Origin of the sequence: Nocardiopsis alba DSM 43377 (assembly GCF_000341225.1) — a bacterium.
GTDB lineage: Bacteria > Actinomycetota > Actinomycetes > Streptosporangiales > Streptosporangiaceae > Nocardiopsis > Nocardiopsis alba.
The window spans coordinates 53240-67227 of the sequence record NZ_ANAC01000012.1 but is presented as its reverse complement, the minus strand read 5'-3'; the positions used below and the strand labels follow the sequence as shown (position 1 = coordinate 67227).

At 70.3% G+C, this 13988-nt stretch carries 9 protein-coding genes; 4 read left to right on the top strand and 5 right to left on the bottom strand.

Going from position 1 to position 13988, the window contains the following annotated elements:
- Positions 1 to 111 precede the first annotated feature (111 nt).
- Complete coding sequence (locus D451_RS0112685) at positions 112 to 549, top strand: MarR family winged helix-turn-helix transcriptional regulator (RefSeq protein WP_017534693.1); 438 nt, start codon at positions 112 to 114, stop codon at positions 547 to 549.
- 81 nt (positions 550 to 630) lie between these two features.
- Here the strand turns inward: D451_RS0112685 and D451_RS0112680 are convergent, their stop codons facing one another.
- Positions 631 to 3072, bottom strand: a complete 2442-nt coding sequence (locus D451_RS0112680; protein ID WP_017534692.1) for an MMPL family transporter — start codon at positions 3070 to 3072, stop codon at positions 631 to 633.
- 49 nt (positions 3073 to 3121) lie between these two features.
- The gene (locus tag D451_RS0112675) at positions 3122 to 3796 is read right to left on the bottom strand and encodes a TetR/AcrR family transcriptional regulator (protein ID WP_017534691.1); all 675 of its coding nucleotides are present in this window, start codon (positions 3794 to 3796) and stop codon (positions 3122 to 3124) included.
- A gap of 466 nt (positions 3797 to 4262) precedes the next feature.
- Between D451_RS0112675 and D451_RS0112670 the strand changes: the two genes are divergently transcribed.
- Both D451_RS0112670 and D451_RS0112665 read left to right on the top strand, forming a co-directional pair.
- Positions 4263 to 9722 carry an ATP-binding protein gene (locus D451_RS0112670; RefSeq protein ID WP_017534690.1) on the top strand — a complete coding sequence of 1820 codons (5460 nt, stop codon included), beginning with the start codon at positions 4263 to 4265 and terminating at the stop codon, positions 9720 to 9722.
- Between the two features lie 323 nt (positions 9723 to 10045).
- Positions 10046 to 11182, top strand: coding sequence for a methyltransferase (locus D451_RS0112665; protein ID WP_017534689.1), 1137 nt, complete (start codon positions 10046 to 10048; stop codon positions 11180 to 11182).
- 51 nt (positions 11183 to 11233) lie between these two features.
- Here the strand turns inward: D451_RS0112665 and D451_RS0112660 are convergent, their stop codons facing one another.
- The 3 genes from D451_RS0112660 to D451_RS0112650 are packed head-to-tail and all read right to left on the bottom strand — an operon-like array spanning position 11234 to position 12753.
- A complete protein-coding gene (locus tag D451_RS0112660) occupies positions 11234 to 11962 on the bottom strand; it encodes a tRNA-dependent cyclodipeptide synthase (RefSeq protein ID WP_017534688.1) in 729 nt (242 codons plus the stop codon).
- Positions 11946 to 12236 (bottom strand): DUF6092 family protein, encoded by a 291-nt coding sequence (locus tag D451_RS0112655; protein WP_017534687.1) that lies wholly within the window; start codon positions 12234 to 12236, stop codon positions 11946 to 11948. Before D451_RS0112655 ends, D451_RS0112660 begins: the two co-directional genes overlap by 17 nt.
- 10 nt (positions 12237 to 12246) lie before the next feature.
- Positions 12247 to 12753 (bottom strand): nitroreductase family protein, encoded by a 507-nt coding sequence (locus D451_RS0112650; protein WP_042281961.1) that lies wholly within the window; start codon positions 12751 to 12753, stop codon positions 12247 to 12249.
- 146 nt (positions 12754 to 12899) lie between these two features.
- Between D451_RS0112650 and D451_RS0112645 the strand changes: the two genes are divergently transcribed.
- Complete coding sequence (locus D451_RS0112645) at positions 12900 to 13964, top strand: methyltransferase (RefSeq protein WP_017534685.1); 1065 nt, start codon at positions 12900 to 12902, stop codon at positions 13962 to 13964.
- Positions 13965 to 13988 lie beyond the last annotated feature (24 nt).

The window sequence follows — 13988 nt, the reverse complement described above, 5'->3', positions numbered from 1 at the left end:
GCGTGCTAGATTCACCACCGAGTAAGAATGTTCTCGAACGAACATGTTCTGGGCAAGGCTCGGCGCGAGCCCCGGAGTGGCGCTCTCGACCGGACCCGAGATGTGGGATCGATGAGCGAAACGAACGTCGGGAACGCCCTGCACCCCCTCCTGCTGCGCAAGGTCGTCGCCGCGCTGGACACCGCCGCCGCCGACCTGGTCGGCGCGCACGACCTGACCGCCGACCGCTGGCGGATGCTGGAGGTCCTGGTCCTGGCCGGGCCGATGTCCATGGCCCGCCTGTCCGAGGAACTGAGCCTGGCCGGCGCCACCGCCACCCGGGTCGCGGACCGCCTGGTGGGCGACGCCCTCGCCTACCGCGACGTCGACCCCGACGACCGGCGCCGCGTGGTCCTGCGCGCCGCCGAACGCGGACGCGCCCTGCACGCCGAACTCTCCCCCGAGGTCACCCGAGCCCAGGAGCACGTCCTGGCCGGACTGGGCGAGGCCGAACGCGCGGGCCTGGCCCGGCTGGCGCACGCCCTGGCCGGCGCCCCGCCCCTCACCTGAACCCCTCCCCCACCACGGCGAAGGGCCCGACCGGGCCGGTCCATGACCGGCCCGGTCGGGCCCTCGACCACTACGGCGGGGTCAGCCGCGTCCGCCGGAGGCCGCCTCGGCGCCCTCCTCGGGAACCTCCACCCAGGAGCCGCCCACCTCGGCCTCGGGCTCCGAGACCGAGGCGTGGCCGCGCTCCAGCGCCGACCCCTCGACGTCGATGTCGGGCAGGATCCGCTCCAGCCATCGGGGCAGCCACCAGGCGGCGTCCCCGGCCAGGTGCATCACGGCCGGGATCAGCAGCATCCGCACCACGAACGCGTCGATGAGGACACCGAAGGCCAGCGCGAAGCCCACCGAGCTGATCATCATCATCTCGGAGAAGACGAACCCGCCGAACACCGAGATCATGATGATCGCGGCGGCGGTGACCACCGCGCGACCGGCACGGAAGCCCCGCACCACCGCGAGCCGGGCCGGGGTGCCGTGCACGTAGGCCTCGCGCATACCCGTACCGATGAAGAGCATGTAGTCCATGGCCAGACCGAACAGGATGCCCACCAACAGCGTGGGCAGGAAGTTCAGCACCGGCCCCGGGTTCTCCAGACCGATGAGCCCGCCGAGCCAACCCCACTGGTAGACGGCGACCACACCGCCCAGCGCGGCGAAGTAGGACAGGATGAACCCGAGCGTGGCCACCACCGGCACGAAGATCGACCGGAACACCAGCAGCAGGATCACCAGGGACAGGCCCACCACCACCGACAGATAGGTCGGCAGCGCGTCCGAGAGCGTCTCGGAGATGTCGATGTTGCCGCTGGCCATACCCGCCACGCCCAAGGGCGCGGTGCCGTGGATCGGCTCCATGCCGCGCAGGGTGTGCACCAGCTCCTCGGTGGACTCGCTGGAGGGCCCGTCGACCGGGATCACCTGGAAGATGGCCAGCGTCCCGTTCTCCGACACCCCGATCGGCGCCACCGCGGCCACGTCGCCCAGGATCGAGATCGCGTGCGCCACCTCGTACTGGTAGCGCTCGGCGTTGGCCTCGGCCGACTCCTCGTCCGGGCCGCCGGGCAGATCGGCGGTGACCAGCAGGGGCCCGTTCTGTCCGTCGCCGAAGTTCTCGGCGATGGCGGTGTAGGCCCGGTACTGGGTGGAGTCGACCGGCTGCGAGGAACCGTCGGGCATCCCCGTGCGCAGGTCCAGGGCGGGCAGGGCGATGACGCCCAACAGGACGATCGCCACGGCCGCCCGGCCCAGCGCGCCGAGGTTGGACATCGGCGCGGCCCCGCCACCGTGCCTGGCGCCGGCGGCGGCCTTACCGTCGCCGTTCTCGCCCGACAGGCGGCCGCGCTCGCGCCGCGACAGGATCTTGACCCCCACCAGGGAGAGCAGGGCGGGCACCAGGGTGACCGCGATCAGCACGGCCACGGTGATGGCGATAGCGCCGATGCTGCCCATCAGCCCCAGGAAACCGATCCCGGTCAGGTTCAGTCCCAGCAGGGCGATGAGGACGGTGGCGCCGGCGAAGACCACGGCGTTACCGGCCGTACCGTTGGCCAGCCCGATGGACTCGGCCGGGTCGACGCCCTCCTTGAGCTGGCGACGGTGCCGGTTGATGATGAACAGCGCGTAGTCGATACCGACCGCCAGGCCCAGCATCAGACCCAGGATCGGGGTGACGGTGGCGATCTCCAGGACCCCCGACAGCGACATCGCGATCAGGGTGGCGATACCGACACCGATCAGCGCGGTCAGGATGGGCAGCCCGGCGCCGATGAGGGTGCCGAGCATGACCACCAGCACGATCCCGGCGACGACCACACCGATCACCTCGGCCTTGCTGACCAGGCCGGGCAGCTCCATGGAGATGTCGTCGGCGAAGTCGACGGTGGTGCCGGAGACCGGGTCGTCGGCGAACACCGAGATGACGGCGTCGCGGGTCTGCTGGGAGACCTCCTCCTGGCTGTCGGTGAAGGCGACGGTCACCAGGGCGGTGGACTCGTCCTCGGAGACCATGACGATGCCCGAGGACATCTCCAACAGGGCCTCACCGCGTTCGAGACGCTCCTCCTCGGAGTCGAGGGTCTCGGCCACCTGGTCGAGTACCCCGGCGGCCTCGGCCTCGGCCTTGCCCTCCTCGAACTGCGCGCGCCCCTCGGCGAGGAGTTCACGCTGTTCGTCGCGTTCCTCCTCGGTCGCGAAGGGGTCGACGACGTCCTGAACGCCCTCGACCTCGGCGGCGCGTTCGACGCGGTCGGCGATCTCCTCACGCTGGGTCTGGGTGAGGGCCTCTCCGTCCTCGCTCTGGTAGACGACGGTGCCCATACCTCCGCCCATACCGGAGAACTCGTCCTTGAGACGTTGGTTCACCTGGTCGGTGGGGGTCCCGGGGATGGAGAAGCTGTCCTCCAACTCTCCCGAGAAGAGGGCGAAGGCGGCGCCGGCGGCCAACATGAGCGCCAACCAGAGCGCGATGACGGTTCCGGCGCGGCGTGCCGAGGCACGCCCGAGTCTGTAGAGGAGTTCAGCCATGGTTTCCCGCAGAGGAAGAGGAGGTGGGCAGGTCGAGGATTCGGGTGACTCAAGGGGTGTCGGAGCCGACGGCCAGGGCGCCGAACCCGTCGCGGTAGGTGTGGATCATGCGGCTCAGCAGCCGATCCCAGAGAAGGCGTGACTCGGCTGTGTCCACACCGCCGGTGGCCTCCTCCCAATGACGGACCACGGCCAGGGCCCCGCCCACCAGCGCGCCGCACATCAGGTCGACCTCCAAGGGGTCGGCCCGGGGATGGTGGCGCAGGGTGGTGATCGCGATCCGGGTGCCCAGGTCGGTGATGGTGCGTTCCAACAGCACCGCCCGACGCGGGTCGGTCCTTCCCCCTCCCGAGTCGAAGAGCCTCGTGAGCTCTCGGATCGGGGTGACCAGGTCGGTGGCGCGCAGAGCGGCCGCCACCCGGTCGAACATCGCGGTCTCGGTGTCCCCTTCGCCGGCCGAGGCGGCCAGGTTGGCGTCGACGTTGTCCAGGACCACGCCGAGCATGCGCCCGAACACCTCGACGATGATGTCGTCGACCGTCTTGAAGTGGTTGAACACCGTCCGACGGGAGACGTCGGCGCGTTCGGCGAGACGGTCCACGGTGAAGTCGGTGCCGCCGATCTCCAGGATCAGCTCCCAGGCCGCGTCGATGATGGCGCGCCGATGCCGTGCCTTGAGGGCCTCACGCCGATCGGGCGCGGAGGAACGGTGCCGAGATGCCATATGTCCAGACTAGAGAGGTTGGTGCACTGAGTGCAACGACGCACTGAGTGCACCCGATCACAACGATCGTGCTCCCCCTCTCACCCGAACGTCACCGACCCCTCCCCCCGAGACACCCCGACCGCTTCCACCTGGGCGGGTAGTGTGTCCCAGGACCCCGACGGGGAGGCACCGCCGCCCCGCACCACGAGAACGGCCCCTCCTCCAAGGCCCCGGAAGGGCGGGTTGTGGGAACACCACAGACCACCCCGACCTCCAGGCCCGAACGGAACCGTCTCCATCGGGGTCCGAGCGCTCCACCGCGTCCGAGGCGGGACCCTTTTTGGTCATTTCCCACAAGCCAACCCCCTCAAGATGCGTTGGGTGCGGCATGGCGCACGGGGTCCACAGGCGAGAAGGTGGATACTGCCGGGGCCGTCGTGTCGCCGCGTGCACATCATTGGTCTTACGAGAAGGGCTCATTCGGGTGTTCAGTCGTGTCGCCATCGTGAACCGTGGTGAGGCCGCCATGCGGCTCATCCACGCAGTCCGGGACATCGCCGCCGAGAGCGGAACACCGATCGAGACCGTCGCACTGCACACCGACGTCGACCGCACGGCCGCGTTCGTGCGCGAGGCCGACCTGGCCTACGATCTCGGTCCCGCCTCCGCCCGCCCCTACCTGAACCTGGAGACGCTCGAGCGCGCCCTGGTCGAGACCGGGGCCGACGCCGCCTGGGTCGGTTGGGGCTTCGTCGCCGAGGACCCCGCCTTCGCCGACATGTGCGAACGCATCGGGGTCACCTTCGTCGGCCCCAGCGGCGAGGCCATGCGCAAACTCGGCGACAAGATCGGCGCCAAACTCATCGCCGAGGAGGTCGGCGTCCCCGTCGCCCCCTGGAGCCGCGGCGCCGTCGAGAACCTGGACGCCGCCCTCGAGGCCGGTGAGAAGATCGGCTACCCGCTGATGCTCAAGGCCACCGCCGGCGGCGGCGGACGCGGCATCCGCGTCATCAACAACGGCGAAGAACTCGCCGACGCCTACGAACGCACCAGCCAGGAGGCCCAGCGCGCCTTCGGCAGCGGCGTCGTCTTCCTCGAGCGCCTGGTCACCGGCGCCCGCCACGTCGAGGTCCAGGTCATCGCCGACGGCCAGGGCACCGCCTGGGCCCTGGGCGTACGCGACTGCTCGGTCCAACGACGCAACCAGAAGGTCATCGAGGAGTCCGCCTCCCCCCTCCTGGACGCCGAACAGACCGACGAGCTCAAGACCTCCGCCGAACGCCTGGCCATCGCCGTGGGCTACCGCGGCGCCGCCACCGTCGAATTCCTCTACCACCCCGGCGAGCGACTCTTCGCCTTCCTGGAGGTCAACACCCGACTCCAGGTCGAACACCCCATCACCGAATCCACCACCGGATTCGACCTGGTCCGCGCCCAACTGCACGTGGCCGCCGGCGGCCGCCTGGAGGGCGAACCCCCCGCCGAACGCGGACACGCCGTCGAGGCCCGCCTCAACGCCGAGGACCCCGACCGCGACTTCGCCCCCTCCCCCGGCCGCATCGCCCGCCTGGACCTGCCCGCCGGCCCCGGCATCCGCGTCGACACCGGTGTCGCCGAAGGCGACACCATCCCCGCCGACTTCGACTCGATGATCGCCAAGATCATCGCCTACGGCCGCGACCGCGACCAGGCCATGGCCCGCCTGCGCCGCGCCATGCGCGAGACCACCGTCATCATCGAGGGCGGCGCCACCAACAAGAGCTTCGTCCTGGACCTGCTGGACCGGCCCGAGGTCATCGACGCCACCGCCGACACCGGCTGGATCGACCGGGTCCGCGCCGAAGGCGGCCTGGTCTCGCACCGCCACTCCGCCGTGGCCCTGACCGCCGCCGCCATCGAGGCCTACGAAGAGGAGGAACGCGTCGAACTCGACCGTCTCCTCTCCACCGCCTTCGGCGGCCGCCCCCAGGTCCAGCACGAGAGCGGCCGCCCCCTGGACCTCAAACTCCGCGGCGTCGGCTACCGCGTACGCGTGGCCCGCGTGGGCGCCCACCGCTTCCGCGTCGGCCTCGAAGCCGGAGAGACCACCCGCACCGCCGACGTCGAACTCGAACGCTTCGACGACCACAGCGGCCGGATCACCGTCAACGGCACCCGCTACCACCTGCTCATCGGCACCCACGGCCCCGTCCACCTGGTCGAGATCGACGGCGTCGCCCACCGGGTCAGCCTGGACGAGGGCGGCGTACTGCGCTCGCCCACGCCCGCCCTGGTCGTGGCCACCCCGCTGGAGGTCGGCGCCGAGGTCGAGGCCGGAGCCCCCGTCCTGGTGCTGGAGAGCATGAAGATGGAGACGGTGCTGCGCGCACCCTTCAAGGCACGTCTGAAGGAATGCGCCGTCACCGTGGGAGCCCAGGTCGAGACCGGCGCCCCCCTGCTGCGCCTGGAGCCCATCGCCGACGGCGACGAGGAGACCGCACAGAGCACCGAGCCGGTCGAACTCGACCTGCCCGAACAGCCTTCCGACGTACCCCTGCCCACCCGCGTCGAACGCGGCGGCGAGGACCTGCGCAGCCTCCTGCTGGGCTTCGACACCGACCCGAACGACGAACGCCGCCTGCTCCAGGACCACCTGGCCGCCCGCGCCGACGTCATCCGGTCCGGCCACAGCCCACTGGCCCACGAGCTCCCGCTCATCGAGGTCTTCGCCGACCTGGCCGAACTCAGCCGCAACCGGCCCGCCGGAGCCGACGACGTCGACGGCACCGTGCACAGCCCCCGCGAATACCTGCACACCTACCTCCAGAGCCTGGACGTGGAGCGCGCCGGACTGCCCGCCTCCTTCCAGAACAAGCTCTCCCAGGCCCTGGCCCACTACGGCGTCACCGACCTGGAGCGCACCCCCGCCCTGGAGTCCGCGCTCTTCCGTATCTTCCTGGCCCAGCAGCGCGCCGCCACCGACGTCACCATCGTCACCACCCTGCTGCGCTCCTGGCTGGAGGAGGCCCCGCCCTCCGCCGAACTGCGCGAACCCGCCGGCCTGGCCCTGGAACGCCTCGTGGCCGCCACCCAGGTCCGCTTCCCCGCCGTCGCCGACCTGGCGCGCGGCGTGGTCTTCGCCTGGTTCGGCCAGCCCCTGCTGCGCCGCAACCGCGCCCGCGTCTACGCCGAGGTACGCCGCCACCTGCGCCACCTGGACGAGCACCCCGACGCACCCGACCGCGCCGAGCGCATCGCCTCGATGGTGCGCACCACCGAACCGCTCGTCCGCGTCCTGGGCCAGCGCCTGGTCCGCTCCGACCTGGACAACTCGGTGATGCTCGAGGTCCTGACCCGCCGCTACTACGGCAACAAGGGCCTGACCGACGTACGCACCGTCGACTCCGCCGGCTGCTCCTACGTGGTCGCCGAACGTCGCGGCTCGCGCCTGATCTCCACCGCCGTGGCCTTCGAACGCCTGGGCGAGGCCCTGCGCGGCCTGGCCGACCTGACCGAGGGCTCCGCCGACGTCGACGCCGACATCTACCTGTCCTGGGAGAAGCAGCCCGAGGACTTCGACGCCATGGCCGACGCGCTGCACCAGGCGCTCGCCCTGCTGCCCACCCCCGAACGGGTCCGCCGCCTGACCACCACCGTCGCCGGCCGCGACGGCGCGGTCATGCACCACCACTTCACCTTCCACCCCACCGCCCAGGGGATGGTCGAGGACCGTCTCATCCGCGGCCTGCACCCCTACATCGCCGAGCGCATGCAGATGCAGCGGTGGAACCGCTTCGACCTGACCCGCCTGCCGTCCCTGGACGAAGAGGTCAACCTGTTCCGGGCCGTGGCCCAGGACAACCCCTCCGACGACCGTCTGGTGGCCTTCGCCCAGATCCGCGACCTCACCGAACTGCGCGACCAGGAGGGCAGGCTCATCTCCCTGCCCACCGCCGAGAACACCATCGCCACCTGCCTGGACTCCATCCGTCGAGCCCTGTCCGGACGGCCCGCGCGCAAGCGTTTCAACACCAACCGGATCGTGCTCTACGTCTGGCCGCCCATCGACATCACCCGCGAGGAACTCAAGGCGATCGGGCGACGCGTCCTGCCCACCGTCGCCGGCACCGGCCTGGAGGAGCTCCTCTTCATCGGCCGACAGCGCGACACTGAGACGGGCGAGCTGACCAAGACCGCCGTACGCGTCACCTTCGACGCCACCGGCGCCCCGGGCCTGACCATCGAGGCCCCCTCCACCGAGCCGGTCGAGCCCATCGACGACTACCGGCAGAAGGTGCTGCGCGCCAGTGCCCGCAACACCGTCTACCCCTACGAGCTCGTCGACCTGCTCGGCGACTTCGCCGAATACGACCTGGACGAGAACCACGCCCTGGTCCCGGTCCGCCGCCCCAAGGGCCGCAACGGCGCCGCCATCGTCGCCGGCGTGGTCACCACCACCACCGAACTCCACCCCGAGGGCCTGTCCCGCGTGGTGCTGCTGGGCGACCCCACCAAGTCGCTGGGCGCGCTCTCCGAAGGCGAATGCCGCCGCGTCATCGCCGCCCTGGACCTGGCCGAACGGATGGAGGTGCCACTGGAGTGGTACGCCCTGTCCGCCGGCGCCCGCATCTCCATGGAATCGGGCACCGAGAACATGGACTGGGTGGCCGCCGCCCTCAAGCGCATCGTGGAGTTCACCCAGGACGGCGGCGAGATCAACATCGTCGTCGCCGGTATCAACGTCGGCGCCCAGCCGTACTGGAACGCCGAGGCGACGATGCTCATGCACACCAAGGGCATCCTGGTGATGACCCCCGACTCGGCGATGGTGCTCACCGGCAAGCAGTCCCTGGACTTCTCCGGCGGCGTCTCGGCCGAGGACAACCACGGCATCGGCGGCCACGACCGGGTCATGGGCCCCAACGGCCAGGCCCAGTACTGGGCCCCCGACCTGCTCACCGCCCGCGACATCCTCATGTCGCACTACGACCACACCTACATCGCCCCGGGCGAGAGCGCGCCCCGACGGGCCGCCACCGCAGACCCGATCGACCGCGACATCTCCGACTACCCGCACGTGGTCGAGGGCAGCGACTTCACCACCGTCGGCGAGATCTTCTCCGTCGAGGCCAACCCCGACCGCAAGAAGCCCTTCGACATCCGCACCGTGATGAAGGCCCTGGCCGACCAGGACCACCCGGTCCTGGAACGCTGGGCCGGCATGGCCGACGCCGACACCGCCGCGGTCCAGGACGTGCACCTGGGCGGCATCCCCGTCTGCCTGGTCGGTATCGAATCGCGTTCGGTGCCCCGGCGCGGCTTCCCGCCGGCCGACGGCCCCGACACCTACACCGCCGGAACCCTGTTCCCGCAGTCGTCGAAGAAGGTCGCCCGCGCCATCAACACCGCCAGCGGCAACCGCCCGCTCGTGGTCCTGGCCAACCTGTCCGGCTTCGACGGATCACCCGAATCCCTGCGCAAGCTCCAGCTGGAGTACGGCGCCGAGATCGGCCGCGCGATCGTCAACTTCCAGGGCCCGATCGTGTTCTGCGTGATCTCGCGCTACCACGGCGGCGCGTTCGTGGTCTTCTCCAAGGCCCTGAACCCGAACATGACCGTCCTGGCCCTGGAGGGCTCCTTCGCCTCCGTGCTGGGCGGCGCCCCGGCCGCCGCCGTGGTCTTCTCCGGCGAGGTGAACGCCCGCACCGCCGCCGACCCGCGCGTCAAGGAACTCGAGGGCCGCGTCGCGGCCGCCTCGGGCGCCGAACGCGCCGCCGCCTCGGCCGAACTCGACGACGTACGCTCCTCGGTGCGCGCCGAGAAGCTGGGCGAGGTCGCCGCCGAGTTCGACGCCGTCCACAGCATCCGCCGCGCCGTCGAGGTCGGCTCGGTGGACGCGGTCATCGAAGCCGCCCAGATGCGTCCGCGCATCATCCAGGCCATCGAGAACCACGGCGACAAGTAGCCCGAACACGACGAAGGCCCGCCGAGCGATGCTCGGCGGGCCTTCTCACGCTTTGAGCGGGCCGGCACGGCGGTCGCCTCACGGCGGATGGCACAACAGGGCTCCTGCCACCTTGCGGTGCGGTATTCCCTGAAGGCTTTGTGTAGAGCCCGGGGGACACTTTCTACCGCGCCGACCCGCACCGTGTAACGACCCTCCCCCCGGGGCTATTCCGGGCCCATCCGATTTTTCTTCGCGCTCTTTCGCCCACCTGAGGAGACCGCCCCCGAATCCCCTCCCGAAACCCCCACACGGCCCGCCCGGACCTGGCACTGTTACCCCAGGTGACCGACACCGGACCGAAGGTGTCCACGCGCGGACGGTCCGCGCCACCGACCGACCCCCGGCCCCGAACGGGACCGGGAACCGACCTGGAAAGAGGCGACGTGGTGGTGGAATTGCGAGGGACCGAGGTCCCACCGGAAGAGGACGACACCGCGCTGACCGGCATCGTCTCCTCGGCGATGCTCATGCACGCGGTCTCGGCGCTGGTCGGCCTGGGCGTGATCGACGCCCTCGCCGACGGCCCCCTCACCCTCACCGACCTGGCCCGCCGACTCCAAGTGGAGGAGGACCGTCTGCTCATCGTCGTGCGCCCCGCCACCGTCGCCGGACTGCTCCGCGAGAACGGACCCGATCTGTTCACCCTGAGCCCCTCGGGAGAACGGTTGCGCGCCGACGACCCCTCCGGGTTGCGCGACCTGTTCCACATGTGCACCTACGGCGACTTCCTCCAGGCCTGGACCCACCTGGAAGAGGCGATACGCACCGGCCGCACCGCCTTCGAACTCCACACCGGCCGAGAACTCTTCGGCTACCTCGGCGACAACCGCGAGGAGGCGACCATCTTCCACCGGGCCATGAACGCCTCCGCCCCCGTCCCCGCCCTCCTGGAACGCGCCGACCTACCCCACGAAGGGACCGTGGCCGACCTCGGCGGCGGCGAGGGCGCCGCCCTGGCCACCATCCTGCGCGCACGCCCCCACCTCGAAGGGATCCTCTTCGACCTGCCCGAGGTCGTGGAGGGCGCCGCCCCACTCCTGCACGCCGAAGACGTCGACCGACGCTGCACCATCGTGGGCGGCAGCTTCTTCGACCGGGTCCCCCCGGGCGCGGACGTCTACCTCATGACCCGCGTGATGCAGAACTGGTCCGACGCCGACGCGCTCCGGATCCTGCGCAACGTCCGCGAGGCCATGCACGACACCTCACGGCTGCTCATCACCGGCCACCTCCCCGAACGCGAACGCCCCAGCCGCTACCTGGAGGCCATGAGCCTGAGCATGTTCGTCCTGTACGGGGCGCCCCTGCGCACCTCCGAACGCTACGAGGAACTCTTTCACCGGGCCGGACTCACCCTGCGAGCCGTACACCGCGTCCCCGAAGGGGAATCGATCATGGACGTACGCCGCGCGCCCTGACCCCCGTGAGACGACGAAGTGGGGCGCCGACCCGGCCGGCACCCCACTCGGTCAGGACACCTCGGCGTCCTCATAGGTCCCGTCCGGCCGCAACGGCCTCAGGACCAGATGCCCTTGACGCGGATGGAAACAGGACGCCTCCCCGCGCAGCCGGGGCAGCACCGGCATCAGCACGTGATAGCAGCACACCGAGGAGGCCACGTCCAACACCTCCGGGCTACTGAGCAGAAAGGGCAGCTCGGCGCGCAGATAGTCCATCCCCGCCCGGAACCGGGCCCCCTCCGGATCCTCGACCGGACCCAGCACATGCCGGACGTGATCCTCACAGGCGGCCCGCAACAGCGGATTCTGCTCGATCTCCCGATCGATCCTCCGCGAGGCCGTACGGTAGCCGGGCAACTCGGCGATCTCCGACAACGCCACCGTACTGACCCGGGCCGGCACGTCCCCGGCCGACTCCACCGCCCGACGGATACGACGCCGCACGTCCCGCAACGCACGATGGGTCCGCCGGGCCGCGTGCTCGGCATCCATCCCCGAGGCGCGGAACGCCGACTCCACGTGCAGATCGGCGTAGAGGACGTCCACCGAGGCGAAACGCCGCCCCGTCCAGTCCAACAGTTGAGCGATCCGATACTGGCTGAAGTAGCCGTTACCGACGCTCACCCCGACCAGGGCGTGCTCGCCCTTCTCCACCAGACGCTCACAATTGGTGGTGAAGGGCCGCGCCTCGAACACCGCCCCCTCCCCGCCGACCTCGAAATCAGGCTGAGATGGCACCGGGCTCCTCCACAACGGCCGCCAGACGATCGCACAGATCGTCCAACAGGACATCGAGCTCCCGATCGGTCATCGCACCGCACATGACGTCGTCCATGCTCGCCCGCAGATCGGCCAACGCCGGACTCTCCTCGCCCCCGAGCCCGTCCCGCAAGGCCAGCACCCGACGCGCCGCGTCCAGACAGCGCAACGGACCGTACGAGGGCGGCTCCTGAAGCAGCCCGCGGCCACTACTGAGCAGGTAGGCGGCGAGCAACAAGAGCTCCTCGCGCATGTGGCGGTCGTCAGTTGCCCCAGCACTCATGGCTGATCACCTCGTTACGATCACGTCGGGGAGCGGCTTCGAGCGGACGGGCCGGATGGCCGATCGACACCAACAGCAGCGGCTCCAGATGTTCGGGCAACCCCAGGAACCTGCGCACCGGCGCCTTGCGGAAACTGGCCGAAGGACAGCCCCCCAACCCCAGGGCGTGCGCCGCGAGCAGCAGGTTCTCCACCGCCATCGCCACGCACAACATGCCCTCGTCCCAGGCCCCGCCACCGCCCACCGCGCGAGAACGGTCGAAACAGGCCGCCACCACCAGGGGAGGGCGTTCGATGATGCCCGGAGAGAAGGCGTGCACCATCCGCAACGTCCGCGTCCGACGGACCATCACGAAACCCCACGCCTGCTTATTGGAGGCCGAGGGGGCCGCCACCATCGCATCCGCCAGATGCTCCAGGGTCTCGTCGTCCACCGGTCTGTCGCTGAAGGACCGTACGACCCTTCTCGAGGTCAAGACCCGCAACATGTGCGGGTTCGGGCCGTCGTCCCGGTGTCCCGGTTCCGCGACCTCCACAGCGAGACCCACTCTCCGTGTCGAGTAAAATACCGAGTGCAATATAGCGTGGACGGCGTACCACCGGACCGACATTCACAGCTCCCGGTGGCCATCGGATGAAGGACTTCACCGAAAGGTCGTCAACACCCGTGTCGAGCCCTCTCTCCCCCACACCCGTCAACGATTCCGCGCTGCGCCTCTTCGAACTCATCACCACCAGCTGGGTCTCGGCCGCCGTCGGCGCCGCCGCCGAACTCGGCATCGCCGACGCCATGTCCGAGACCCCCACCCCCGTGGACCAGATCGCCAAACGCGTCGGCGCCGACACCGACGCCCTGGACCGCCTCCTACGCGCCTGCGCCGACCTGGACCTGGTCGCCGAGACCTCCACCGGCGTCTTCACCCTCACCGAACTCGGCGCCGCCCTGCGCACCGACTCCCCCCACTCCATGCGCGGCTACGCCCGCTGGCTGAACTCCCCCGCCGAACGCTCCACCATGGGCCACCTCGCCGAGGCCGTCCGCACCGGCGGCCCCGTCTTCGAAGCCGTCCACGGCGTCCCCGTCTGGACCTACATGGGCGAACACCCCGAGAGCGCCGCCCTGTTCGACCAGGGCATGACCGACATCTCCGCCCAGCTCACCCGCACCCTGAGCCGGGAGTACGACTTCGGCGACAGCCGACTCCTCATCGACATCGGCGGCGGCAAGGGCCGCCTCATCTCCCTACTCCTGGAGACCCACCCCCACCTGCGGGGCGTGCTCTACGACCGCCCCGAGGTCGTCGACGACGTCGACCCCGCCCTCACCACCGGCGCACTCGCCGAACGCTGCCGCGTCGAGGGCGGCGACTTCCTCACCTCCGTCCCCACCGGAGGCGACACCTACCTGCTCGCCAGCGTCATCCACAACTGGAACGACGAGGACTCCACCCGGATCCTCACCCACTGCCGCCACGCCATGGCCCCCCAAGGCCGCGTCCTACTCGCCGAGATCCTCATGCCCGAGGAACCCGCAGCGGCCCGGACCGCCAAGTTCATGGACCTGAGCATGCTCGTCCACTGCGACGGCAGGCAGCGCACCCGCGCCGAGTTCACCGCACTCCTCGACCGCTCCGGCCTGCGCCTGAACCGGATCGTGCCCTGTAGCGGAGTGAGCGTCGTCGAGGCCGTGGCCGCCTGAGACACCGAAGAACGCACGGCGCGG